The organism is Amycolatopsis marina (assembly GCF_900111885.1).
Taxonomy (GTDB): domain Bacteria; phylum Actinomycetota; class Actinomycetes; order Mycobacteriales; family Pseudonocardiaceae; genus Amycolatopsis; species Amycolatopsis marina.
The window spans coordinates 1-23,445 of sequence record NZ_FOKG01000040.1 but is presented as its reverse complement, the minus strand read 5'-3'; the positions used below and the strand labels follow the sequence as shown (position 1 = coordinate 23,445).

The window sequence follows — 23,445 nt, the reverse complement described above, 5'->3', positions numbered from 1 at the left end:
CGCACACCTTTCTTCAGGAACCCGGTGTCGTCCACGATCAGCACGCCGCCCGGCTCGCCGAGATGCTCGACCACGTAGTCCCGCACGTCGTCACGCACCCCGTCGATGTCCCAGTCCGCCCAGCGCAACAACCGCTGCATCCCATCCGGAGACACCTCACCGGACTGCTCCGCCAGTGTCCAGCCGTTCTTCCGCTCCAACCCCGCGACCAGCCCGGACACATACTCCCGAGCCCGGCCCCGCGGCTCCGACCGCCTGAACCGTCCCGCGATCCGATCATGAACCCGATCCAGCTGCCCCATCACCACATCGACCACCACAACGATGATCTACCACACGACGACCAACTGCCGTTGCAGTACTAGTTGGACAGCCTCCCCGGCTTCTGGCATGCGACGGAGTTGGCGAGGGCTTCCAAGTAGGCGAAGTACCGCCCTGAGTGCTGTGATCGCTGCCGTAGCCGCTTGCGTGGTTGCCGGTCGGAGTGTTTCAAGTACTGCTCCAAGGAGGGCTCCTTCAGCGCGGACTATGTCTGGCTCAAGACCGAGCAGCGCTGCTGCTTCGTCGGCGTAGATTGCAGCGTGTCCGAAGTGTCCCTGCACGAGCCGGTCCAGCAGAAGCGCGATCGCGGCATCAGTTTGGTTGTCCAATCGGCCGAATGACAAAGGCAGGATGCAGTCGGGGCCTGTCCAGAGGTTGTCCCACCTGTGCGCGAGAACTACGTTGCATTCGGTGGCGTCGTTGGTCACGTCGAGAGCGATCGGTCGGTGTGCTCGCGCCAACTCGGCGATGCCGATCATCGCCGGTGTCTCGAAGCGGAAAGACGCCGAGACGGGGAAAGATTCGAACCCCTCGTGTTCCACAAGTTGGGGAACGAGCTCTGGACGGGCACCACGGAAGTCGTACAGCGCCTGCCAAGGATCACCGATCACAGTGGTACTGATTCTGGCGGACGCCGCGAGACGAACGAGTTCGAGATCGAGCTCGTTTGCATCGAACACCTCGTCGACGATGATCGCTTTCGTGGTAGCGGTAAGGTACTTGGCTACCTCCATGCGCAGTTCGGCGCGTCGAAGAACAGCGGCGATGATCTGACGCACTTCGGTGTGCGTACATCGTCCAGCCGCCAGGTGCTCCTCGAAGTGTCTCTTGGCGCCGATGTTGTAGTCGGGCCTCGTGATCTTGACGCCATGCGATCCGACCGTGGTCCCGTGCAGCACGGCGATCCGCCGGTAGTCCATCTCTTTCGACATCCAGCGGGCCCCGGTCTGCCCTCTCCACGTGTCCAGAACGGTTAGTTCCGTATGGTCGCCCATCCAGGAGATGACCTGCCGTCGCAGGAGAAACGCCAGGATTTCGCAGTGCAGTGTGTCGAGCGTGAGGGCTTGGTGGGGCCAGGAGAGCGCTCCGCTACCCCAGCGGCGACGGATTCGAGCAGCGAGTTCACCGCGCGCCGATCTGGTGAAGCTGAGCGCCAGGATCCTGCGAAGATCGGTGGGAGTGTCGTACCGGATCACGCCAAATCGCTCTGCGGCAACGGTGGTTTTCCCTGATCCTGGTGCTGCCACGATGAACGCGCGGTTCGCCGTGGTCGTCGCGGCGGCGCGCTGTTCAGAGGTCAGCGGCGATCGGGTCGGCATCGTCGTCCTTTGCGGCGGCGTAGAGGAAATCGAACATCTTTGCCACGTGTTCAGGCACCGTGACATGTTCGCCGTCTTCGCTGCGGCGCATGAGTTCGTCTGCGAAGGCGAGCGCGAACTCGGCCTTGCGCTTCTTGCCTGTGGTGGCGAAAAGGGTGTCGATGGCGTCGGGAGTGAAGGGTTCAGGTGGCGTGACGCTGATCTGTGTCAGGGCTTCGCGCACGGCTTCCTCGTTGCCGGGGGTGAAGGCTGGTTCGAGCGTCGGCTGGTTGTAGAAGCCCTGCACGTTCTGGGGATCGCTTTTGCTGAGCCATTGGGGTTGGGTGAAGGTCTCGGGAGGCCGCTTATCGGTGTCGGTGAATATGGCGATGCGGCTGGCAATCTCGTGCCCAGGTGCCGCCAGAAGGTCGACTGGCCAGCGGCCTGGCTTGCAGCCCATCACGGTGATCGTGAGCGCCTCGATGAACCGGCGCTTGAGGTCGTCGGGTCCGGCCCAGAAGCGGCCGAACTGCCGTAGTACCGCCCCCTCGGTGACGCCTTCGGTGATGATCATGCGCTCCGCGAAGAGCGCGGACGACCGGGTCGTGTCAAGGTGCAGCCGTGCCATCCGCAAGGTTCGCTTCTTGTCGTGAATGGGCATGGTGGCCATGACGCGCGAGGCGCGTCGTCCGTCCTGCAGCCGCCGCAGCACGACCAGTTCATCCGGCTTGCACGCCGAGATGATGTCGCCTGCGTGACTGCTGATGATCGTCTGAAGCTCCGGCCGTGCGGAGGTGATTTGCCGCAGGTACCGGGTCAGGCCGTGTTGCAGTTGCGGGTGCAGGTGCGCCTCGGGCTCCTCGATAACGACCGTGACGTGAAACCGATCAGGGAAGAACGCGTCTTCTCGCGATTCCGCCTCAGCTTCGCGTTGGGCGTCCCGTTCTGCTTCAGTGAGTTCATCTGCTCCTTCCTGAGCGCCCGCATCGGCTCCGTCCTCGTCAGCTCCCGCGTCCCCTCCCTCTGGAGCCTCGGCGGACTTGGTCATGTCCGGAATGGCGGCGAGGGTGACGGCGATGTGCAGCAGGTTGACATATCCCAGGCCAGATACTTCGAGTCGCTGGGCGAAAGCTCGGTCGTCGATAGCGCCCAGGAGCAACTCCAGCACCCTGGCGAGGTACGCGTCGTCGACAACCTGCCCCCCGACGAATGCGAACTGGTGGCTGACTCCGGACGACAGCGCGGTGAGGTGACCGCGGACGCGCTGCTCGACGGCCTCGATGAGGCCGGTCTTAGTGAGGGCATCGAGCAGTCTCCTCGCGCGGGAGCGGAGGTCAGCCAAGTTTCGATGGCCGCTGCGGGCTTGTTGCTCCGCGCGGAACAACTCGATCAGGACCTGCGCCTCCCGGCGGGCCAACTCGTCGAGCGGGTTGCGGTACGCCGGCAGGTAGATGAGCCGCAGCGCGTCGAACTCTTCAGGTTCCGAACCAACGGTCTTCGCGCGGACGCGGCCAAGGTTCCGTTCGAGCTGACGGGTCCAAGTCGGTGCCGGCATCGCGAGGTTCTGCAACATCTGCCCGACCGGGCCCTCGTCCGCCTCGGCGCTGAATGCGTACGAGATGTCGATCTGGCGGGGCGGGGCGGTGGCGAGGGTGGCGACAGTGGGTCGAGAGATCTGCGGGAAGCTGTGCGGGTGCGCCAGGTACAACGCGTCCGCCACCGTGCTCTTGCCAGCGTTATTCGCCCCGACCAACAGCGAGAAGCGTCCGGGAAACTCGCAGACGATCTCCTCGTCGCCGGCAGCTCGGAACCCGCGCACAGCCACCCGCTGTAGATACACCCATCCTCCATGCGTTGGGGCCGGCGCCTGAGCGTGGTCGCCAGCGGTTCGGCGATAGCGCGGACGTCAGCCGGCCGTGGTGTCTTGTTCGGTTTCCTTGCCTTCGAGCAGCTTGTACAGGTTGGTCCGGTCCATGCCCAGGGCGCGGGCGACCTGCGCTTTCGGGACCTTGTCCTCGATGGCCGCGGTCATGCGATCGAACCGCACGTCACGGGCCTTCTTGAGCTCGTCGAGTGTCGTGACCCGCTGGGCCTGAAGCGCTGCTTCTTGATCACGGACGCTCTGGAGCCGATCCTGGAGTTCCTTGACCTCGGCAGCACTTTCCCGAAGCAGCTCGAAGTGCTGTTCCTTGTCCACTTCCTGCCTCCTTCCAGGTCGCTCGTGGTGCAGATCGTGTCGACCCGCACTCCATGTTGTATCACGCTGTAGAGGACAACACTCCAGTTCGACATCTGGTGGGTTTCGCGCCGGACCTGGCTGTTCGCACTGCGTCCGGCGCGGGACCCACCAGATTGTGCCAATGCGCCCCTCTTGCCCTGCGGTTTCAATCGCCGAGCCAAGCGTGACGGCCGACCTCGGCGAGTTCCGTTCGGCGCTGCTGCCAGTCCGGCATCCAGAGGTACATCCGCCGTTGTCATGCGCGGCCGTGGGCGCGCGTCCGTTTGGCTGGGTGGCGTGCGCCTGTTCGTGGACGAGCACGTACTCGATGAGCCGCATCGGCAGGCCGAACACGGCCCAGTGCAGCGTCGTCGTTTGCTTCGGCGGCCCCTCGTAGATGCCCTAACGGGCGCCGTCCGAGGTCGCGCACGGCGTAGCTCAGGCCGGCGATGTGGCCGTCCAGTTCGTAGTGGCGCCCTTCGCGGCGCAACCAAGCGAGCCCGACCTGCTGGTACAGCCCGATCACTGCCCGGCGGACCAGCTCTGGCCGCTGCCTCCGCGCGGACAAGACGCCGTCGGACGTGGTCAGAGGCAGCTGTGCGGTGCCCGCGGGCGAGGCGTCGACGAGCTGGAGCCGGTAACGCTGGCCGAGCAGGTCGAACTCCTCGCCGTCGACGAGCTCCTTTACCGCGTGATCCGGGGCCAACCGCGTGGCTCTCTCGACCTTCTCGGCGGATCCATCGACGATGGCTGCCGACAAACCGCGCAACCTGCTCCGGGGTGGCCGTCGGTGGGATCAGCACGGCGCCGCCTCCGGATTGACCTGAATGCCGGTCTTGCGCCGTCGTGGACGGATGGCCACCTCGACCTGCCACTCGGGCGGCAGGTCGAGGGCGGTCAGTGCGGTCAGGAAGGCGTCCGGGCCGGTCATCGCACTCCCTCCTGGTAGTTGATGTGCTCGACCGAACTGGCCACGGTGGCGGCGCCGGTGCGCAGCAACTCGTTCACGCCCTTCGACGTCACGAAGTGGATCGAGCCCGGCACGCCGTAGACCCGGCGGCCGAGTTCTCCAGCGGCACGGGCCACGGCGAGGGCACCGCTGCGCTGTCCTGCCTCGACGATGACGGTCGCCGCGGCGAGAGCAGCCAACAGCCGGCACCGCGCGTGGAACCGGATGCGGGTCGGTCGTGTGCCGATCGGGTACTCGCTGACCAGCAACCCGCCCTGCTCGATCACCGCCTGGTAGAGCCGGGCGTGCTGGTGCGGATGGGTCCGGTCAACCCCGTTGGCGAGCACGACGACCGTCCTGCCGTCTGCGGCCAGTGCGCCGCGGTGCGCTGCTTCGTCAACGCCGAGGCTGCCGCCGCTGAGGACGGTCACCCCGGCACGGGCGAGTTTGTAACTGACGTCCCCCGCGACTGTGTTTCCGCACTCCGTCGACGCGCGGGCGCCCGTGATGGTGACGGCGAGGCTGGTGAGCTCGGCCAACGAACCGCTGCCGCGCACCCAAAGCGCGAGCGGAACGCCGAGGCCGGCTAGGCCGATCCGCCTTCCGAGCGGCCAGTCGCCGTCTTCGGGCTTGAGCAGGCGGGCCGTGCAGTTGTCGAGTGCCCGCAGGTCGTCGTCGATCCGAGCGTCAGGCCGGGTGACCTCGCTGAGCACGGCGGCGGGGGCGGTGCCGCGCCGAATCTGCGCGACGGCGTCGACCGGCCCGTGGACGGCGACGTAGTGGTGAAGGGCGGGCGCGGGTGGTTCGGCCGCGCGCAGAAGGAACAGCCGGGCGTGCAGTTCGTCGTGTGAAGGCATGGTTCAACTCCTCGATGGGCAGGGCTTGCTCGGGTCGGTGGACTCCACAGCTGCGGTTGGCGCTGGTCCGGCTAGGGCTCGGTGCGGTCGTGCAGCGGGATGGGCAGTCAGTGCCCGATCAGCTCGCGCCAGCGCCCATCACCCGTGTGGAGGTGAGCGCCGGAGGCCATGAACCACTTGCCGGGCGGAGCGTCTGCCGGGCGCACGACGTAGCGGCCGTACTGGAACAACAGGTAGACGCTCGGCGCGTCGTCGGAGGGTTCGGAGATCGGGGCGAAGGCTGGCAGCGTCCGGTCTTCCCCAACACCGAGGATGGTGACGTGGCGGACGCGGTAGGACAGGCCCTTGTTGGGGCAGTGGATCGGGCCGGTCAGGACCTCCGCGCGCAGTCCTTTCTGGATCACCGGGACCTCGATGACGCCGTCGCCGACTTCGGGGATCTGGTCGAGTTCCGCGATGCCCCAGGGTGTCTCGGTGTAGGCAGCTAGAAGCCGGTAGGCCGGGACATAGTCGGTGCCATGGCGTACGGTCGCTTTGGCCTCGGCGGGCAGCCGGGTCAGCACCGTCTCGCGTAAGCGACGTGTCCAATCGTGCGCCTCGCTTGGTGCCCGACGATCGTGCCGCTGGCCTGGTACTCGTAGCATTCCAGCAGGCACAGCACGGCGATCGGATGCAGCGTGCGGTCGGTCACCGTTGCGACGTAGTCTGGCGGCTCGCCGTCCTCCTGCTCGACGTCGCGATGGGGTCGGTGCTACTGAAGTGGCTCTGGTCCGCCGCCTCTTGCACGAGAACAGCGTCGCCGTGCAAGATCGCTTCGGGCCTGGCCTGCTTCTGCTTCTGTTCGGGCAGCCATTGTCCAAACTAGCCCGACTGAGACGTGACCAGATCGTCCATGAGGATGGCGAAACTCGGATCGTGCTGGGCGCCGAGCCAGTGGACTTGCCCAGTCCGCTGGACGGTCTCGTGTGCCAATTCGCCGACGACCGGCGCGGGCACGCCGTCCTCGGCCACACCGACCAACCATCCGTTGGCTGTTTCCCGGAGGCGCTCCGGGACGGCCGATCAGCGCCGCCCGCCTCATGACCAGACTTCACCCACTGGGTATCCGGGGCCCGGCTCCGCACGCAGCACTGTCCTCATGGACCTCGCCAGCCAGCTGCCACCAGTCGTGCTCAGCAAGCTGCTCGGCATCCACATCAACACCGCCACATACTGGGCCCACCAGGCCAATAGGTCTGGCGCCGCCTACGCCGCCGACCTAGCCCGCCGCACAACCCGTCAGGGTCCGTAACGCGAACGGAATTTCCGGCGTGGCCGGCTCGCCCGCACCGGGGGTGAGCGCTGGTCCACCTCCTACTTGTCAACGTGCAGCAGGTCGTCGAGCTCTGCCACCCGACCATGCGTGCGGCCAACCACCGCCTGCTCGACCTGTTCAAGGGGCGCGTCGTCGACCGCTTCCAGCGGTTCGTCGCACTCAGCCGACAGCCCGGCGCCGCCCGCGGACGACTGACCGCGTGGTGGTCCGAGCTGCGCTGCGGCCGGCTCTTCGGCGGCATGGTCCGCCCCGATGCTTACGGCGCGTCGGCACGAAGACGGCTACCCGATCGCGTTCTTGCTCGAACTCGAACTCGACCTCGGCATCGAAGATGAATTGTTGCGGTTGACCCGGCCCCGCCGATGGCTTCGAGATGCAACGGGAGTTGTCGCGCGACAGGTCGAGCTACCGGACGTGGCGCATCTGATGCTGGATTCGGGCATGAACTTCGTGGTCCGACCCGCAAGTGTTCGAAGACCATGCTGGGGAACTGGCCCGACAGCAGGAGAGCCGGTTTCTGGTAAGGCGATCGCGATCGCACCGCAGGCGGTCCAACCTCTCCTTGGATGTCTCGGTGCACAGCAGCAGGCGGGTCACATGGGGCGCATTCCGCAATCCCGCATGAGCTGCGCCATACCGGGAGAGTTCATCATTTGCCGCATCGCCTGCGCCAAGGCAGGGTTGTCCTTGGCATTCTGCATGAGCTGCTGCATGGCTGAGCTGTCCATCATCTCCTGCATTGCCTGGGCCAATCCCGGTGGGCAGCGGTCAGCACCTGCACCACGGTTCTCCGACGCAGCGGCTGCTGGGGAGACACTCCCTATGGTGAGAGCGGCAGCGAGGGCGGTGGCGCCGATCGACAGAGCAGCTGAGCGCAGCGTGCGGGGCATCATGACGTCTCCTCTATCGCCTACTGATTGCTGGTCCACCGGGTTTCCCTTCGCAGGCCTGCTCAAACCATTGCCGTACTCGGCTTGCTCGAACGAGGGATGGCACGAGTAGGCGCCTCACTGCTGGGGCGTTCCGACCATCAATCGTAGCGCGAGCTGACGGGGGAGGTCCCGGTCCGAGACACCGGCCGCCGTAATTCGTGGACATCAGCGTCGTCTGCAAGACACGGCGTGCGAGCCAATGTAATTCAGCCCGGGGTTTTGGCTACGGTGACGCCGGGTTAACAAGCACAGGGTGCCTGGGTTTCGGTACCGCTACTGCGCCAGATCGGGCAAGCGGATTTCGAGAGCGCGAAGCCTCCGAAGTACTAGCACGTTGGGGACGACGAGGGCAGCAATCATCCCCATGGGCAGTAGTGGCATCAACGGAAATCTGGGAGGTTTCATGGTCATACTCCACGTTCCGGCTGTCCTTGACGGCAGCACAATGGCTGGTGTCGGTTGATTGATTGGCTCAGTTCAGGTCGGTTCGTCGGCTGCGGTACTCCTGCTCGTCGATCTCGCCGCGGGCATATCGCTCGTCGAGGATCCGGTGCGCGGAGGAGGTGCCCTCTTGGGCACCGCCGTGTCGGTCCTGCATGAGCCGGTAGATCAGGTAGGCCAGCAGGGCTAGTCCGATCAGCAGGAGTACTGGCCAGAGCCAGAACCAGCCCATCATGGAACCGTCCATCATGGTCGTCACACTCCAGTCGCCCGTGCTTGCGTCGCCTCTGCGGGTTTCACGGTCCGAGGCACCGCTAAACGCTGCGGTGGGTCAGAGCGTCGAGGGCGGTGTTGATGCGTTGTCCGGCTTCGTCGGCGATGGGCTGAAGTTGGTCGAGTTCGGGCACGGTGACCATGACCTGGGGATCGAGGGCCTGGACCACGGTCTGGTTGTCCCCGTCGGCGCGGACCACGACGTTGCAGGGCAGCAGCAGTCCGATTTGCCGGTCGATGTCGAGGGCGCGGTGCGCGAGTTGGGGATTGCACGCGCCGAGGATGACGTACGGCTCCATATCGGCGTCGAGCTTGGTCTTCAGCGTGGCCTGCACATCGATCTCGGTGAGCATACCGAACCCCTGCTCCTGAAACGCCTCCTTCACCGTCGGCACGGCCTGTTCATACGGTAGATCGAGCGTGATCGTCCGGGCGTAATCCATGATGATCTTCCTTGACGTGTGGGTTGCTTTAACGGTGTCATGCTGTACTCGGTCGCGCTGGTCACGGCCAATGCCAGTGGCTAACGCCGTTAGCGCGTCACCGCACTGTGCTGGGCAGCGGCACGGAAAGGGGCGCCGGTTGCGGCAGCCTGGTCAATGTCGTCGTCAATCACGACGACATGGCGGCCGGCGGCGGCCAGGATGGAGGCGGCGATGGAGGCACGGTAGCCGGAGCGGCAGTGCACCCATACCTCGCCGGGGGGGACGTCGGTAAGCCGGTCGAGTAGGTCGTGCAGCGGGATGTGGACGGCGCCGTCCAGGTGACCGGTGGCCCATTCCTGGTTGCGGCGCACGTCGAGGACCACGACCGGACGGTGGTGGAGCACTGTGGCCAGGTCGGCGAAGTCCGCGACAGCCAACGACTCCAGGGGCGTGTCGCCGGACCACTCGTGCGGGTCGCCGGTGGCCGCGGCTTCGATGCGGTCGAGGCCGATGCGCACCAGTTCACGCTGCGCCTCGGCGACCTGCTCGGCGGTGTCGCCCAACAGTGTCAACGGGGTGCCCCAGGGGATCAGCCAGCCGAGGTAGGTGACGAAGTTGCCGTCGGCGCCGAAGTTGAGGGTGCCGGGAACGTGGCCGGCCGCGAACGCGGTCCGGGTGCGCAGGTCCACCACCCATTCACCGGACTCGAGGCGTCGGCGCAACTCGGGGGCGTCGGCCTGCTCCGGCGGGGACAGATCCGGCGCCTGTGGCCCAGCAGTGTTGAGCGGCATCATGTGGGTGTAGTAGGCCGGGTAGTCGTCCAGGCCCTGCAGCAGGGAGTGGACGTAGTCCTGCTCGTCCTGTGTCAGGGCGGGGTTGGTCTGCTTTTCCTGGCCGATGGTGGATTGCTCGCCCTGTGCCTGAGTGGCCGAGCAGAAGCTGCCGAACCCGTGGGTGGGGTAGATTTCCGCATCGTCGGGGAGTTCGGTGGCCAACCTCCGTGCCGAGCCGTACTGCGCGTGCGCGAGTTCTTCGGTGTGCACGGTCCCCAGCAGATCCGGCCGCCCGGTCGAGCCGTAGAGCAGCGAGCCGCCGGTGAACACCGCCGGTGGGCGGCCGGGGGTTTCCAGCACATAGGACAGATGCGTGAAGGTATGGCCTGGGGTGGTCAAGGCGCGTACCCGCATCGCCGGGCCGATCTGTACCTCGTCGCCGTCACTGATCGGCTGGCGATCGAAGGACACGGTGTCAGCCGCGTTGACGTGGTAGGCCGCTCCGGTGGCCTGCGCCAGTGCCAACCCTCCGGTCACGTAGTCGTTGTGAATGTGCGTTTCGAACACGTCGGTGACACACACACCCCGCTGCTGGGCGAGCGTGAGGAATCGGTCGATGTCGCGCTGCGGGTCCACCACGAACGCCACGTCGCCATCGGTGACTAGGTAGCTACGGTCGCCCAGCGTGGGCGTGTCGAGTGCGATGATGTCTACCATCTTGCTTCTCCTCGTCTCACAATCTTCAGCTCAGACGTTGTCTGGTCGCAGGCCCCGCTCCACGGGATTCGGGTACTCGGCGTCCGCGCTGACGATCGCGATCGGATCATCACGGTCACTGTTCGGCGAGTTCTTGCCGAACCTGGCCCATATCGACCTCGCGGGCCTTCCCGATCAGGTCCTCGAGCGCACTCTCCGGCAGCGCACCGGGCTGCGCATACAGCACCACGCCATCACGCGCGACTATCAAGGTGGGAATCGAGGAGATACCGAACCGCGCCGCCAGTTCCGGCTGCGCCTCAGTGTCCACTTTGCCGAACCGGACATCCTCGTGACGCTCGGATGCGCGCTCGAACACCGGCGCGAACTGTCGGCACGGCCCGCACCACGCCGCCCAGAAATCCACCAGCACCATGCCATCCGCGCTGATGACCTCGTCAAAAGTGTCATTAGCCAGCTCGATTGTTGCCATCATGCACCTCCTTCTCATACCCCCCTGGGTATTATAACAGTCTCGCAGTGGCTGGCATTCCACGTATCGACCGCGCGGTCGTTCAGCTGGCGGCGACATACCCCCGGGCGTACAACGGTGGTATGGGACAGGATGCGCAAGCAAGAAGCAGGGAAGAGCAGGCCCGTGACCTGCTCGACGCGGCAGACACCGTGCTCGCGGTGGTCGCGCACCCGGACGACGAATCGTTCGGACTTGGCGCGGTGCTCGACCACTTGGCCACTGCGGGAACGTCGGTGACGGTGCTGTGTTTCACCCACGGTGAGGCCTCCACCCTGGGCGGAGAGCACGCCGATCTGGGCGCATTACGGGCCGACGAGCTGGACGCGGCGGCCACAGTACTCGGTGTCAAGCGCAGCGTCCTGCTGGACTACCCCGACGGAGGCCTGACCGACGTGTCCGTGGACGAACTCGCCGGTCACGTCGAGTCGCTGGCCGCCGAGGTGAGACCGACCTACCTGCTGGCGTTCGACACCACCGGCGTGACGTCCCACCCCGACCACGTCCGTGCCACCGAAGCTGCCCTGGCCACCGCCGACCATCTGGGTCTGCCCGTCCTCGGCTGGACGTTACCGGCCCAGGTCGCCGACCAGCTCAACCCGGAGTTCGGCAGCCCCCTGGTTGGCTCACCGCCTGACTTGGTCGACCTCACCCTGCCCGTCTCCCGGACACGCCACCATCAAGCCATCGCCTGCCACCGTAGCCAGTCCACCGACAATCCACTCCTGCACCGGCGCCTGGACCTGCTCGGTGACACCGAACACCTCCGCCTGCTCCGCCCACACCGGCCGGCCCCGCGCGCTCGCGCGGACGACCACTGAGGCCACGACTCAGGCTGGTGACCAAGCGGCCTGGGCCTGTCCGCGGTGGGGCGGGGTGCCGTTCGGGGCGCCAGGTGGCGACGAGGGCAGCGGCGAGGAGGAGTTCGGCGATGTCGCCGCCGTAGTACATGATCTCGGCGCCTCCCCGGACCTCGACGATCGGGGCGTGAATGTTGATCCAGAAGCCCCCGTACATCAACTGCGAGATCACGGCGTGCAGCGCGATGGCGCAGCCGAGGTAGACCAGCCGGGTGCGGACACCGGGCCGCGCGGGCGCGGGGTCGGGGCCGGCGATGGCGTAGGCGAACAGGTAGCCAGCGAAGAGGAAGTGGGCGTGCAGCAGCCAGTGACCGGTCGGCTGACTCGTCATCGCGGTGTAGAGCGGCGTGAAGTACAGCACCGCGAGGCTGCCGGTGGACAACATCAGGGCGGTTGCCGGGTGGGCCAGGAGATGGGCCGGGCGGCTGTGCAGGATGGCGGTCAGTTGGCGTCCGCGGAGCGTGGGCAGGGCCCGCAGCAGCACGGTGACAGGTGCACCAAGCACCAGGGCGAGTGGGGCATACATTCCAATGAGCAGGTGCTGCGCCATGTGGCCACGGAAGTCAGTGTGGGCCCATGCCGCGACCGGCGGCAGCAGCGCCACGGCCAGCAGGAAGAGCCCGGTGAGGAAACTGGCCGTGCGCCACCGGCTCCAGCCCTGCACCGGGTTGCTCACGCGGGCACGCCGTGCCAGGTAAAGATAGACCCCGGCACAGACGAGGAGCGTGAGCGTGACCAGCAGCAGCTGGATGGCACTGCTGGTTGCGCCATAATCAGGTGGATGCGGGTCGTGGCCCATCAGTCATGTCGTCCTGCCTGCCCACCGCTGACAGCGTGGGGGTCGACGGGTCGGCCACTGCGCTGGAGCAGGTAGCCGCCGACGAGCAGGAACGCGCCCATGACGAGGAAGCCGAGGTCCCACCACAGCTGATGAGGGCCGCCGTGAACGTGATGGATCCCCAGGATGTGGTGGTCCAGGACACCTTCGACGAGATTGAAGATGCCCCAGCCCGCCAGGATCCAGCCCCACAGCACGCGGGAAGTCCACACCTGGCGGCGGTTGTGGGTGACCCGGGAGTACAGGATAGCCAAGCCCAGCAGGACGGCGAGCCAGCACACGGTGTGGAAGACGCCATCCCAGACGGTGTTCATCTCCAGGCCCGACACCGTTTCGGGATCGTAGTACTCTACTCCGATATTGTCGGTGTTCGTGCTGGTCAGCATATGATGCCATTGCAGCAGCTGGTGCAACAGGATGCCGTCGACGAACCCGCCGAGCCCCACGCCCAGCACGATGCCCGGCAGTTGGAGGCCTGCCGGCGCCGCGCCTACGGGAGCCTGCCTCTCCGCACTCGTCATCGTGTTCCCTCTCTTGTGGACAACTGTCGCGTCCTTCCCGGCGCCCCTGCGCTACGGTCAGGCAGCGAGTGCCTGCAGGGCGGCGTGGATGCGTTGTCCGGCGTCGTCGGCGATGGACTGGAGCTCGTCGAGTTCGGGCACGGTGACCATGACCTGAGGGTCGAGGGCCTGCACCAGGGTCTGGTTGTCGCCAGCGGCGCGGACCACGACGTTGCAGGGCAGCAGCAGTCCGATTTGCCGGTCGATGTCGAGGGCGCGGTGCGCGAGCTGGGGATTGCACGCACCGAGGATGACGTACTGCTCCATGTCCGCGTCGAGCTTGTTCTTCAGGGTGGCCTGCACGTCGATCTCGGTGAGCGTGCCGAACCCCTGCTCCTGAAAGGCTTCCTTCACCGTCGGCACGGCCTGCTCATACGGCAGGTCAAGGGTAATAGTACGGGTGTAATCCATCGCAGTCCTCCATGAGAGAGCGCTTGTGTCAGGTTGTGGTCGGGTAGCTCGCACGCTGCCACGCGGTCATACCGCCGGCGACGTTGATCACCGGGATGTCGCGTTCTCGCGCGAGCAGGCTGGCGGCGACCGACGAGCGGTAGCCGCTGCCGCACGTGACGGCGACAGGTTTGTCCGCGGGGACCTCGTCGAGCCGGTCGGGTAGTTCGGCGCCGGTGATGAACGTGGCGCCGGTGACGTGGCCGGCGGCCCACTCGGCGGGCTGACGCACGTCGAGCAGGGTGATCGCGTCCTCGTCAAGCCTGCGTTTCAGCTCGTCCACCGTGATCTGCGGGGTGCGGTCGAGCGACCGTGCCGAGGTGCGCCAAGCGCTCATGCCCCCGGCCAGCCACCCGACGGGCATGCGGTAGCCGATCCGAAGTAGCTGCCAGACCGTCTCCCACAGATCCCCAGGGCGGTCGAGCACGAGCAGGATCTCCGCGTCGGCGGGGAGCACGGTGCCGGCCCAGGTGGCGAAGGACGAGCCGAGGCCCACGTTGACGGCGCCGGGGATGTGGCCACCGCCGAAGGCTTCCGACGAGCGGGTGTCGAGCACGACGGCGCCACCGTCGAGGGCAGCGGCGACGTCATCGGGTGGTAACGGCGGCGGCTCGGTGAGTACGCCGAGGGGGTCGACGCCGGCCATGTTCTGGGTGCGCATACGCCGCCAGTACGGGGGCACGGCGGGGAGGTTGTCCAGCCGGATGCATTGCCGCACGAATTCGTCTTTCTCGGCGACCTCGGCCAGGGTCGCGTTCGTGCGTTTCTCGTATCCGAGTGTGGTCGACAGGCGGGACCCGATGTTGCCGCCGCACAGTGATCCGGCCACGTGTGTGGGGAACACTTCGACGTGGTCGGGCAGCGTGAGCAGCTTGGTCTGGATCGTGTCGCAGTAGACCTCGGCGTGGCGGCGGGCCTGCTCCTGGCCACCGAGCAGGTCGGGGCGGGCGAGGTCACCGACAAGCAGCGCCCCGCCGGAGAGCAACAATGCCGGGGTATCGGCGCTGGCGGAGCGATCGTAGACGAGCAGGCTGATGTGCTCGGGGGTGTGCCCGGGCGTGTGCATCACTTCGATGCCGACGTCGCCGAATTCGATCTGCTCGCCGTCGGCGATCGGCCGGTGTGCGTAACTCAGCTCGCCGGCGGCTGAACCCCATACCTGCGGCGGGTGCGCGGATCCGGCCAGTTCGCCTAACCCGGACAGGTAGTCGTTGTGCCCGTGGGAGTCACACGCGTAGGTGATTCGAAACCCCCGGTCGCGAGCCGTCTGTCGATAGACCTCCACATCGCGGCGGGGGTCGAACACCAGCGCCTGACCGGTCTTCTCGTCCCCGATCAGGTAGGAGGCGTGTCCGAGACTGTTGAGGTAGAACTGCTGGAACCACATGGTTCACGCCACCCTTCCCGGCTTGCCGTCAGGGGTGGTGAAGGGGAGTGCGGCCTCCTGCCATGCCTGCATCCCACCGTCGGTGTTCTCCGCGGAATAACCCTGTTGCCGCAGGAATTCGGCTGCCTGTCCACTGCGGTGACCGCTGCGGCACACGGTCACCACGGGCCGCGTGGTGTCGAGCTCGGTGAGCCGGGTGGGCACCTCGGCCATCGGAATGTGCCGGGCGCTCTCGATGCGGCCGGCCTGCCATTCCTCGGGCTCGCGCACGTCCACCAGCTGTACCTCGTTTCGTCGCCGGTAGAGCTCCTCGACCTGCATCATCCACTCCTTTCTTTCCGTCTGATTTCTCATGTCAGCGCGCTGGTGTTGATCAGGGCCTGAACCGCGACGAACACCGCGACCGCGATCACCAGGTAGGCGAACCAGCGGCGCAAACGGTCGGCGTCCACGCGGCCGGCAAGCCTGCCCGAGGCCACCGACGCCGCGAGGGCGGCGATCGTGAAGGCCGCGACCACGGGATAGTCCAGTTCGGTCACCGCGTCCCAGTGAGCCGCCAGTCCGGCGATCGAGTTGATCGTCACGATGAGCAGGGAGGTGGCAACCGCGGCCGGCATGTCCAGCCCGAGCATCAGGACCAGGGCGGGCACTACGAGGAAGCCGCCGCCGACGCCGAACAGGCCGGTCAAGAATCCGACGGCCGCACCCACACCCAGTGCCCGGGGCAGACACGAGCGCCAGTTCACCCTCCCACCAGAGACGGTGCACGCCCCGCGCGGTTCGGTCGGCCCGAGCAGCATCCGCACCGCCGCGGCCACCATCACGACGGCAAACGCCAGCAGCAGCACCTGCGCGGACACCAGCCGGCCCACGGCTGCTCCACCGAAGGCCGCTCCCGCGCCTGCCGCACCGAACACCCCCGCAATCGGCCACCGCACAATGCCCTGACGTAACCGGGGGACGACCCCACCCATCGCCGAAAGCCCCACCATCACCAACGACGCCGGGATCGCCTGGCGCACCGGCTCGCCCATCCCGTAGACCAGGGCGGGCACCGCCAAAATGGACCCACCCGCGCCGAGCAGACCCAGCGTCACGCCGATCACAAGCCCGAAACCCGCCGCGAGGATCACCCGAGCCCACCAGCGACCGGAACACGTGCTCCAGCTGTTCCGACGGGCGGCTGCATCCACGTCCTCCCTTCATCCTGCCCGACTACCCGTGGGGGTATCCGGCGAAACACCGCTCACCTACTGCTGCAACGCGCCCCTGCCGCTACTGGCGAACCGCAGCTCGGGCAGCGGTCTGACACGCAAGCGCAGGCCCTCCCCTTCACCCACGCCCGCACGACGATACCCCATGGGGTATTTTTTGGTAGTGTCGTTCGAGGAGATACCCACATGCGGAAGATCCGGCGGCTCGGGGATCCGCTTCCTCGACGGCGCCGACGTTGTTGCGACGGCGCAGCAGAACCTGGCACTCCAGGCGCCACCTGATCGAGCGTCCCCGGCACGGGGCCGCGGTGGCACATGCCCGACGACATACCCCTAGTCCATATCTGGAGGAAACCGGATGACCGCGTCAACCCGTACCGACAGCCACCCGCCGGACACCGCGGCGTTGTCCCTGCAGCGAAGCGGCCCGTTGGGCAGACTCGGCACGCGGATGGCCGCCCGGGCGTGGTGGGTGGTCGCGGCGTGGGTGCTCGTCGTCGGCGCGCTGGGTTCCCTCGCTCCGACAGTGTTCACCTCCCTGGCCGGCGCCGGGTGGCAGGCCAACGGATCCGAGTCGGTGCAGGTCCGTGAACTCGCCCAGCAGCACTTCGGCGGGAACGCATCCTCGGCCATCCAGGTCGTCGTGCAGTCCGACGACGCGCCGATCAGTGATCCAGCCGTGCAACAAATCCTCGGCCAGGCGGCGGATGTGCTCGCCCAGGACAACCGCATTGGGCAGCTCGTGCCGCCGAAACCGGGGATGACGATCAGCCCGGACGGCCGCACCGGCATTCTGCTCGCCGGAGCCAACGCGAACACCGATGACATGGTCCGCGCGGTCGATGATCTCAAGGCCGACTTGACTGGGCTGTCCACGTCGTCGGTGCACGTCTACCCGACCGGGGCCTCGGCACTGTGGAGCGACTTCAACGAAGCCAACCACGACGCGATGATTCAGGCCGAAATGGTGTCGTGGCCGGTCACCCTGGCGATCATGGTGCTCGCGTTCGGCTCGCTCGTGGCCGCAGGGCTGCCGTTGCTGCTGACCCTGGCCGGGCTCGGCGCCTCCGCCGGTGCGCTGGTGCTGCTCAACGAGATCACCCCGATCTCGGTGTGGGCGATGAACTTCGCCATGATGTTCGCCCTCGCCCTGGGCATCGACTACGCGCTCTTCCTCGTCGTTCGCTTCCGCGACGCTCTGCGCAAGCTGGCGGACGCGCGGGCCGCGGTGGCCGAAACCATGGACACCGCCGGCAAGGCCGTCCTGTTGTCCGGCATCACCGTGCTGGTCAGCCTCTCCGCCGTGCTGCTCGTCCCCGCACCGGCGGTGCGGACCATGGCCGTGGGCATCATGCTCGCCGTCGTCTTCGTCCTCGCCGCCACCCTCACCCTGCTCCCGGCCGTGCTGGGCAAGCTCGGCGGCCGGGTCAACTCCCTCGCCCTGCCCTGGGCCAAGCGCACCGAGGCCCACTCGCCACGGTTCTCCCGCTGGGGGCAGTTGCTGAGCCGTAAACCCTGGCCCTTCGCCCTCGGCGCGCTGCTGGTGTTGATCGCCCTGTCCCTGCCGGTGTTCGGGCTCAAGGTCGCGATGCCCTCCATCCAGGTCGTCCCGAACGATGCCCCGGTCCGGCAGGGCTACGAAGCCGTTCAAGACAGCTTCGGCGACGGCGCCCCCGGCATGCTGCAGATCATCACCCCCGCCGCCGACGCCCAGGCCACCGCCGCCCAGGCCGAGGACACCGACGGCATCGCGCTGGTCACCCCGCCGCAACCCGCCTCCGACGGCTCCGACTACGCCCTGGTCCAAGCCATGCCGACCGTCGATCCGTCCTCGCCCCAACTGGGCGACACACTCGACCGGCTGCGCGACACCCTGCCCGACGGCGCACTCGTCGGTGGCGCGCCGGCGGAGAACCTGGACCTGCAGACCGCACTGAACGACTACCTGCCGTTGGTCGTCGGGGTGATCCTGGCCCTCGGGTTCGTCCTACTCCTGGTCGCCCTGCAAGCCCCGGTCATCGCGCTGCTGGGTACCGTCGTCAGCCTGCTCTCCACCGGCGCCGCGTTCGGCGTGGCGAAGCTGATCTTCCAGGACGGTCACCTCGCCGGGCTCCTCGGCTTCACTCCACAGGGGTTCCTCGACGGCTGGGGGCCGGTGTTCTTCTTCGCGATGATCTTCGCCATCGCCATGGACTACACCGTGTTCCTGCTCGCCAGCGCCAAAGAACACTACGAACTCACCGGCAGCCCGCGGCGCGCCCTGATCGATGGCCTGGCCCACTCCGGACGCGTGATCTTCGCCGCCGCCGCCGTGATGGTCGCCGTGTTCTTCACCTTCGCCCTCGCCGACCCGCTACCCCCGAAGGAAATGGGCATCATCCTCGGCGTCGCGGTCCTGCTCGACGCCGCCCTCATCCGGCTCGTGCTCCTGCCGGTCCTGCTTCGCATCACCGGCCACTCCGCCTGGTGGTCACCGCGCTGGCTCCGTAAAGCACTGCCGACCATCACGTTCTCCCACTGACACGTCCCGAGGGGTGGTCGTGACCACTGCTGTCGCGACCACCCCTCGGACCCGAAACACATCACCCGTGGGACTCGGTGAGATGGCTCCGCGCGTGTGGCGCTGGTGTGGGTCACAGGCCGCATCGTCGACGACGAGAGGAGAAGATCAAGCCATGACCACACCCCCGCCAGCCCGGGCAGCCGCAATCCCGACGTCACAGGCACGACGCTCGATCGCCGGGATGGCCGGTTTCATCCTGGCCCTCAACGCGCTCGGCTGGGGAATGCTCCTTTTCGTTGTCATACCACAGCACCACACCCTCAACAGCTCACAGGTGTTCGGCATCGGGCTGGGTATCACCGCGTTTACACTCGGCGTCCGTCACGCCTTCGACGCCGACCACATCGCCGCCATCGACAACACCACGCGCAACCTGCTCGCTCAGGGACAACGCCCACTCTCCGTGGGATTCTGGTTCTCCCTCGGCCACTCCACAGTTGTGTTCGCGCTCTCCATAGCGTTAGCGATGGGCGTGCGGGCACTGGCCGGTGCAGTCCGGGACGAGGAATCGGCACTGCGTCACACGGCTAGTGCCCTCGGCTCGGCGGTATCAGGCACCTTCCTCTACGCCATCGCGATCATGAACCTTGTCGCGCTGGCCGGGATCATCAAGGTGTATCGGCAGATGCGCCACCGGGCGGCCACAGAAGCAGATCTGGACAACCAACTCAACAACCGCGGGTTCCTCAACCGACTCCTCAAAAGCACCACCAAGGCAGTCCGCAAACCCTGGCACATCTACCCAGTCGGAGTGCTCTTCGGCCTCGGATTCGACACCGCTACTGAAATCGGTCTACTCATACTCGCCGGCGGAGCCGCACTGTCCCTGCCCTGGTACGCCATCCTGGTACTACCCGCCCTCTTTACAGCAGGCATGACCATGTTCGACACAGCCGAGGGTGTCCTCATGAACGTCGCCTACAACTGGGCCCTCACCAAACCCCTTCGCCGAATGTTCTACAACATCATCGTCACGACACTGTCCGTCGGCAGCGCGTTCCTCATCGGCACGGTGCAACTGGCATCACTACTCACCGACACACTCCACCCCGATTCCGGCCCCATCACCACCATCGCCGAATTCGACCTCAACTACGTCGGATTCGCACTTGTTGGACTGTTCATCCTCGTCTTCGCCCTCGCACTGCTGACCTGGCACCTCGGCAACTTCGACACGAAACCGCCGAAACACGACATAGAGCCGACACACGACATAGACCAGAAAGCCACGATTCGCAAAGACACGACATGACACCGCCCGCGCTCTACGCGGACAGCCGACTCCTCCAGTACCCCCGCGCTCAGGGCTCCATGACAGCCGTTCTTTGACCCATGGGCCGGGGGACATTCACTTTACCGTGTTGCGGCAATGACTATTCCGTTTCAACCATCACGGACACACATAGGCTCAAGGAATGCGCCCCTCTCACGCTTTCCGGTCCATTGGAGTCAGGGCGAGTGAAGGGCAGGATCAGCGTCGACGCAGATCCTGACAGGGTGTCGCGGGTCCTTAAACATCGGTGACGAACGTGCAACTCGTACCGTTCGAGGGTCCTGTTCGACAGCGAGCCGAGCACCTCGGTGTGGCGCCCGGCTCCCTGTGGCCGCAGTGATCAACGGCGGCCGAACATTTTCCACCACTTCCGCTCGGATCCGCCCTGCTCTGGTTGACACTGACACCGCCGTGACGCGGGCACACCGGCGAGCACCTGCTCGACATGGCGCCCACACCCGGTGTAGGTGGCCTTCCCGCAGGTCGAACACACAGCACGTTGACACATCGTTGAACCTCCTATGGCGACCAGGTTTACTATAATACCCCAGGGGGTATCAGCCAATCAAAAATGGGGCCGTCATCGTCTCTCCCCCGGCCACTGTCGCTCGTTATCCCGCCCGCCGACGGGTGCCAAGGAAGGTTCAGAAGTCGCGCGAGGTGTGTGGGGGCGAGTCAGCTGTCAGCGGTGGTCGCCGCTGGCGGCGCTGGAGTCGGGCGTGGGCGCGACCGGTGGCGAGGTACCACTGGACAGCGAGGACGGCCGCGAGAGCGATCTCCACCAGGTCGCCGCCGTAGTACATCAGCTGCGCACCCGTGTGCAGGTCGACCGCACTGTAGGTGGTGGCGGGCGGGCGGGCGACGTACAGGGTCTTGGCAAGGATGGCGTGGCCGGCACCGGCGGCCAGCAGGGTGAGGCCCCGCCAGGCGAGGTTCCAGCGGTGGCGTAGCGGGTCGAGCTGGCAGATGGCGAAGGTGAACAGCAATCCGGCCAGCACGACGTGGACCTGGACTGCGGCGTGTATCAGCGGCTGGTGATGTGTCGCGGCCAGCAATGGGGTGCGGTAGAGCAGCCACAGGCCGCCGATGTCCAGCAGTGCGGCCAGGGGCGGGAAGACAAGCCACGTGACGGGCCGGGAGTGCGCCAGGGCCAGCAACACTCGCCGCGCACTCTGAGGAGGCAGGGCGCGCTGGGCCAGAGTGAGGGGACGGGCGAGGACCAGCAGCAACGGGGCGATCATGGCGACGACGAGGTGCTGGGCCATGTGGGCGGTGAACGGCCCGCCGGACAGCGGGAACAGCACCGCGGACGCTGTGCGTCTGCGCGAACGGCCAGGGCCGCGCCGACGGTCAGCAGGACGAGTCCGGCGCCGTTCCAGGCGAGGTCGTAGGGCAGGATGTCGACGCCGTAGCGGACCTGATGGATGCGCAGCAGCTTGTGGTCGACGATGCCGTCGAAGAGCTGGAACGCGCCTAACCCGAGGAACAGCCCGGCCCAGGCCTGCGGCGGGGCCAGAGTGTGGTGGCGCCGCAAATCCGCATACAACACGAAGCCGGCGACCAGCCCAAGCAGTTCGGCGGTATGCAACAGACCGTCCGAGAGCAACCCGACGGCACGCGTGGAGCGGTCGTAGAAGTGGTGCCAGGCCAGGATCTGGTGAAAGACGATCTCATCGAGCGCGGCCATCACCGCCACACCCAACAGCGCACACCGGCAGAGACCGCCGCGGCCGCTGGCGCCCAAGGATGCAGCAGGTCGAGTCGCACCGGCCGGGCCCCGGGCAACGACACGCCGCGATCCTGCCCGGCCGCCACTCCGACGTCGGACCACCGCCCCGCGAGGACACCTACAGCCGCTAGGCAGAGCGCGACAAGTCAAGGCACCGCTCTCACGCGGGCCCTACGCCCACCAGCCTTCTTCACCTCGGACTGTGCACGCTTTCGGGCGCGTCATCGAATGATCGACGCCCAACCTGTCGATCACGAGTTCGGCCTGCTGCCCATAGCCGAAACTGTTGACCAACAAGTGCAGGTTGCTGGATTTTCGTACGAGTTGGCCCGGTGGTGCGGTACGCACGTCTCACAGGTCTCGTTGCGGGCCAGCCTCGGCCACACTGGTCCACGCACACGATCGACAGTACGAATCGCCGAATTTCGTCCACCAGGCAGCCGCCGCCTGTCGCCTCAGCCCGAGACTCCACCGGCGCCGTCAGGAAGCGAAGCGAACTCCCCCCACTGGCGATACCTCACGGGGTATACTGGTGCCAGGTCGGGATTACTTTAGGAGGGTTCGTATGACTGGGGACGAAGAAACCATCACGCAGGTACTCAATCGGCTCCGCCGTGCGCAAGGGCAACTCGCGGGTGTAATTACCATGATCGAAGCTGGCCGAGGCTGCAAAGACGTCGTCACTCAGCTCGCCGCCGTCTCACGCGCCCTCGACCGTGCCGGATTCAAGATCGTAGCCACCGGCATGCGCCAATGCCTCACCGGCAACGATGACAACAACCAGGAACCCCTGACCGAGGCCGAACTCGAGAAGTTGTTCCTCGCCCTCGCCTGAACCCCTGATACGCCGGTGGACACGAGCTTGGGAGCGTGGCGGTTAACTACCACGGCCCCGACTCCCGACCGCGCCGCATCTGGCCGTGACGTCTATATCCGGACAGAATGGGGCAGGTGGGCGATGAACGATCATCCCGGCAGGCTGCCAACAGTGAGGCGCTGGGGCAGGTAGCGCACGCTCTCAGCGAGGTGGCCCGGTCACTGACCGCGGAACCGGATCTGCACCAGACCATGAAAGGGATCGTGACTGCCGCGGTGGCAACGATCCCTGGCGCGGAGTACGCCGGGGTGTCGCTGCTGGAGGCCGGGCAGCTGCGCACCGTCGCGCCGTCTGACGATCTCGTGGCCCGCTTGGACGAGTTGCAGCATGAGCTGGGCGAAGGCCCATGCGTGGATGCCATCGCCGAGCACCACACCTACCGCACCGGCAACCTCGCCGACGACTCCCGCTGGCCCAAGTTCGCCGACACCGCGGCCAGCCTCGGTGTGGCGTCCGTGCTGGGGTTCCGATTGTTCGCCACCAGCACCACCCTGGGCGCGCTGAACCTGTACTCCTCACAGCGCGACGCGTTCGATGCCGATGCCGAGCACATCGGTGAACTGTTCGCCGCTCACGCCGCCGTCGCCCTGATCGGCTCCCAGGAACAGGCCCAGCTACGCACCGCGCTCGGGACCCGCGACGTGATCGCCACGGCCAAGGGCAT

The 23,445-nt window shown here is 66.5% G+C and carries 27 protein-coding genes and 1 pseudogene; 6 read left to right on the top strand and 22 right to left on the bottom strand.

From position 1 onward, the window contains the following. From BM199_RS32225 to BM199_RS34120, 9 genes are all read right to left on the bottom strand, one after another. Nucleotides 1-302, bottom strand: a 302-nt coding sequence (locus BM199_RS32225) for a transposase (RefSeq protein ID WP_425425617.1), incomplete at its 3' end; no start/stop codon positions are given. Between the two features lie 27 nt (nt 303-329). Continuing rightward, the gene (locus BM199_RS32220; RefSeq protein WP_177242885.1) at nt 330-1,640 is read right to left on the bottom strand and encodes a UvrD-helicase domain-containing protein; all 1,311 of its coding nucleotides are present in this window, start codon (nt 1,638-1,640) and stop codon (nt 330-332) included. Further along, entirely contained in the window at nt 1,612-3,459 is a 1,848-nt protein-coding gene (locus tag BM199_RS32215) for an ATP-dependent nuclease (protein ID WP_076153525.1), read from the bottom strand. Before BM199_RS32215 ends, BM199_RS32220 begins: the two co-directional genes overlap by 29 nt. 66 nt (nt 3,460-3,525) lie before the next feature. Then, nucleotides 3,526-3,816, bottom strand: coding sequence for a hypothetical protein (locus tag BM199_RS34845; protein WP_043830820.1), 291 nt, complete (start codon nt 3,814-3,816; stop codon nt 3,526-3,528). 277 nt (nt 3,817-4,093) lie between these two features. Further along, nucleotides 4,094-4,597 (bottom strand): SprT family zinc-dependent metalloprotease, encoded by a 504-nt coding sequence (locus tag BM199_RS34125; protein WP_072029960.1) that lies wholly within the window; start codon nt 4,595-4,597, stop codon nt 4,094-4,096. Between the two features lie 36 nt (nt 4,598-4,633). Further along, complete coding sequence (locus tag BM199_RS35070; RefSeq protein ID WP_264082894.1) at nt 4,634-4,768, bottom strand: hypothetical protein; 135 nt, start codon at nt 4,766-4,768, stop codon at nt 4,634-4,636. Then, nucleotides 4,765-5,643: a DNA-processing protein DprA gene (locus tag BM199_RS32200; protein ID WP_051171989.1), complete on the bottom strand. Its 879-nt coding sequence runs from the start codon at nt 5,641-5,643 to the stop codon at nt 4,765-4,767. Before BM199_RS32200 ends, BM199_RS35070 begins: the two co-directional genes overlap by 4 nt. A 107-nt stretch (nt 5,644-5,750) precedes the next feature. After that, complete coding sequence (locus BM199_RS32195; RefSeq protein WP_043830822.1) at nt 5,751-6,206, bottom strand: hypothetical protein; 456 nt, start codon at nt 6,204-6,206, stop codon at nt 5,751-5,753. Nucleotides 6,207-6,504: 298 nt separating this feature from the next. Then, nucleotides 6,505-6,654: a hypothetical protein gene (locus tag BM199_RS34120; RefSeq protein WP_157376277.1), complete on the bottom strand. Its 150-nt coding sequence runs from the start codon at nt 6,652-6,654 to the stop codon at nt 6,505-6,507. Nucleotides 6,655-7,008: 354 nt separating this feature from the next. On the opposite strand from BM199_RS34120, the gene BM199_RS33630 reads away from it, so the two are divergent. Then, the gene (locus tag BM199_RS33630) at nt 7,009-7,293 is read left to right on the top strand and encodes a hypothetical protein (protein ID WP_143101991.1); all 285 of its coding nucleotides are present in this window, start codon (nt 7,009-7,011) and stop codon (nt 7,291-7,293) included. A 258-nt stretch (nt 7,294-7,551) separates the two neighbouring features. On the opposite strand, the gene BM199_RS33625 is transcribed toward BM199_RS33630, so the two are convergent. The 5 genes from BM199_RS33625 to trxA form a co-directional block, all read right to left on the bottom strand. Next, nucleotides 7,552-7,851, bottom strand: coding sequence for a hypothetical protein (locus BM199_RS33625; protein ID WP_137095937.1), 300 nt, complete (start codon nt 7,849-7,851; stop codon nt 7,552-7,554). A 511-nt stretch (nt 7,852-8,362) separates the two neighbouring features. Next, entirely contained in the window at nt 8,363-8,581 is a 219-nt protein-coding gene (locus BM199_RS32190) for an SHOCT domain-containing protein (RefSeq protein WP_043830825.1), read from the bottom strand. Nucleotides 8,582-8,645: 64 nt separating this feature from the next. Continuing rightward, nucleotides 8,646-9,047, bottom strand: a complete 402-nt coding sequence (locus tag BM199_RS32185) for a DUF302 domain-containing protein (protein ID WP_043830827.1) — start codon at nt 9,045-9,047, stop codon at nt 8,646-8,648. Nucleotides 9,048-9,136: 89 nt separating this feature from the next. Beyond that, nucleotides 9,137-10,519: an MBL fold metallo-hydrolase gene (locus BM199_RS32180; RefSeq protein ID WP_043830829.1), complete on the bottom strand. Its 1,383-nt coding sequence runs from the start codon at nt 10,517-10,519 to the stop codon at nt 9,137-9,139. Between the two features lie 115 nt (nt 10,520-10,634). Further along, entirely contained in the window at nt 10,635-10,991 is a 357-nt protein-coding gene (trxA, locus tag BM199_RS32175; RefSeq protein ID WP_043830913.1) for a thioredoxin, read from the bottom strand. Nucleotides 10,992-11,038: 47 nt separating this feature from the next. Here trxA and BM199_RS32170 point away from each other — a divergent pair, with 47 nt between their 5' ends. After that, nucleotides 11,039-11,851 carry a PIG-L deacetylase family protein gene (locus BM199_RS32170; protein ID WP_245789002.1) on the top strand — a complete coding sequence of 271 codons (813 nt, stop codon included), beginning with the start codon at nt 11,039-11,041 and terminating at the stop codon, nt 11,849-11,851. A 79-nt stretch (nt 11,852-11,930) separates the two neighbouring features. Here BM199_RS32170 and BM199_RS34840 read toward each other — a convergent pair. From BM199_RS34840 to BM199_RS32140, 6 genes and pseudogenes are all read right to left on the bottom strand, one after another. Next, a pseudogene (locus BM199_RS34840) lies at nt 11,931-12,689 on the bottom strand (cytochrome c oxidase assembly protein); the annotation flags it as partial. Next, a complete protein-coding gene (locus BM199_RS32160; protein ID WP_043830831.1) occupies nt 12,689-13,249 on the bottom strand; it encodes a DUF2243 domain-containing protein in 561 nt (186 codons plus the stop codon). The pseudogene BM199_RS34840 and the gene BM199_RS32160, both read right to left, overlap by 1 nt. Before the next feature lie 57 nt (nt 13,250-13,306). After that, a complete protein-coding gene (locus BM199_RS32155) occupies nt 13,307-13,699 on the bottom strand; it encodes a DUF302 domain-containing protein (RefSeq protein WP_091679824.1) in 393 nt (130 codons plus the stop codon). Between the two features lie 28 nt (nt 13,700-13,727). After that, nucleotides 13,728-15,125 carry an MBL fold metallo-hydrolase gene (locus BM199_RS32150; RefSeq protein ID WP_043830835.1) on the bottom strand — a complete coding sequence of 466 codons (1,398 nt, stop codon included), beginning with the start codon at nt 15,123-15,125 and terminating at the stop codon, nt 13,728-13,730. Nucleotides 15,126-15,128: 3 nt separating this feature from the next. Further along, entirely contained in the window at nt 15,129-15,446 is a 318-nt protein-coding gene (locus BM199_RS32145) for a rhodanese-like domain-containing protein (RefSeq protein WP_043830916.1), read from the bottom strand. 29 nt (nt 15,447-15,475) lie between these two features. Then, nucleotides 15,476-16,258: a sulfite exporter TauE/SafE family protein gene (locus BM199_RS32140; RefSeq protein WP_043830836.1), complete on the bottom strand. Its 783-nt coding sequence runs from the start codon at nt 16,256-16,258 to the stop codon at nt 15,476-15,478. A gap of 439 nt (nt 16,259-16,697) precedes the next feature. Between BM199_RS32140 and BM199_RS32135 the strand changes: the two genes are divergently transcribed. Beyond that, nucleotides 16,698-18,860: an MMPL family transporter gene (locus tag BM199_RS32135; RefSeq protein ID WP_043830838.1), complete on the top strand. Its 2,163-nt coding sequence runs from the start codon at nt 16,698-16,700 to the stop codon at nt 18,858-18,860. Between the two features lie 154 nt (nt 18,861-19,014). Next, a complete protein-coding gene (nicT, locus tag BM199_RS32130) occupies nt 19,015-20,154 on the top strand; it encodes a Nickel transporter NicT (RefSeq protein WP_081684794.1) in 1,140 nt (379 codons plus the stop codon). A gap of 665 nt (nt 20,155-20,819) precedes the next feature. Here nicT and BM199_RS32125 read toward each other — a convergent pair. Together BM199_RS32125 and BM199_RS32120 are read right to left on the bottom strand one after the other, a co-directional pair. Beyond that, entirely contained in the window at nt 20,820-21,479 is a 660-nt protein-coding gene (locus tag BM199_RS32125; RefSeq protein ID WP_197684734.1) for a cytochrome c oxidase assembly protein, read from the bottom strand. Further along, nucleotides 21,413-21,871, bottom strand: coding sequence for a DUF2243 domain-containing protein (locus BM199_RS32120; protein ID WP_228708117.1), 459 nt, complete (start codon nt 21,869-21,871; stop codon nt 21,413-21,415). Before BM199_RS32120 ends, BM199_RS32125 begins: the two co-directional genes overlap by 67 nt. 598 nt (nt 21,872-22,469) lie before the next feature. Here BM199_RS32120 and BM199_RS32115 point away from each other — a divergent pair. Both BM199_RS32115 and BM199_RS32110 read left to right on the top strand, forming a co-directional pair. After that, on the top strand, nt 22,470-22,739 hold the full coding sequence (locus BM199_RS32115; RefSeq protein WP_043830840.1) for a metal-sensitive transcriptional regulator: 270 nt from the start codon (nt 22,470-22,472) through the stop codon (nt 22,737-22,739). 116 nt (nt 22,740-22,855) lie between these two features. Continuing rightward, the coding region (locus BM199_RS32110) for a GAF domain-containing protein (protein ID WP_245789000.1) at nt 22,856-23,445 on the top strand (590 nt) is incomplete at its 3' end.

Excerpts from the sequence above, each read along its gene's own strand:
- BM199_RS32220 (WP_177242885.1), bottom strand. The coding sequence starts at position 1,640 with ATGCCGACCCGATCGCCGCTGACCTCTGAACAGCGCGCCGCCGCGACG.
- BM199_RS35070 (WP_264082894.1), bottom strand. The coding sequence starts at position 4,768 with ATGACCGGCCCGGACGCCTTCCTGACCGCACTGACCGCCCTCGACCTG.
- BM199_RS32200 (WP_051171989.1), bottom strand. The coding sequence starts at position 5,643 with ATGCCTTCACACGACGAACTGCACGCCCGGCTGTTCCTTCTGCGCGCG.
- BM199_RS33625 (WP_137095937.1), bottom strand. The coding sequence starts at position 7,851 with ATGATGCCCCGCACGCTGCGCTCAGCTGCTCTGTCGATCGGCGCCACC.
- BM199_RS32190 (WP_043830825.1), bottom strand. The coding sequence starts at position 8,581 with ATGATGGACGGTTCCATGATGGGCTGGTTCTGGCTCTGGCCAGTACTC.
- BM199_RS32185 (WP_043830827.1), bottom strand. The coding sequence starts at position 9,047 with ATGGATTACGCCCGGACGATCACGCTCGATCTACCGTATGAACAGGCC.
- BM199_RS32180 (WP_043830829.1), bottom strand. The coding sequence starts at position 10,519 with ATGGTAGACATCATCGCACTCGACACGCCCACGCTGGGCGACCGTAGC.
- trxA (WP_043830913.1), bottom strand. The coding sequence starts at position 10,991 with ATGGCAACAATCGAGCTGGCTAATGACACTTTTGACGAGGTCATCAGC.
- BM199_RS32160 (WP_043830831.1), bottom strand. The coding sequence starts at position 13,249 with ATGACGAGTGCGGAGAGGCAGGCTCCCGTAGGCGCGGCGCCGGCAGGC.
- BM199_RS32155 (WP_091679824.1), bottom strand. The coding sequence starts at position 13,699 with ATGGATTACACCCGTACTATTACCCTTGACCTGCCGTATGAGCAGGCC.
- BM199_RS32150 (WP_043830835.1), bottom strand. The coding sequence starts at position 15,125 with ATGTGGTTCCAGCAGTTCTACCTCAACAGTCTCGGACACGCCTCCTAC.
- BM199_RS32145 (WP_043830916.1), bottom strand. The coding sequence starts at position 15,446 with ATGCAGGTCGAGGAGCTCTACCGGCGACGAAACGAGGTACAGCTGGTG.
- BM199_RS32135 (WP_043830838.1), top strand. The coding sequence starts at position 16,698 with ATGACCGCGTCAACCCGTACCGACAGCCACCCGCCGGACACCGCGGCG.
- nicT (WP_081684794.1), top strand. The coding sequence starts at position 19,015 with ATGACCACACCCCCGCCAGCCCGGGCAGCCGCAATCCCGACGTCACAG.
- BM199_RS32115 (WP_043830840.1), top strand. The coding sequence starts at position 22,470 with ATGACTGGGGACGAAGAAACCATCACGCAGGTACTCAATCGGCTCCGC.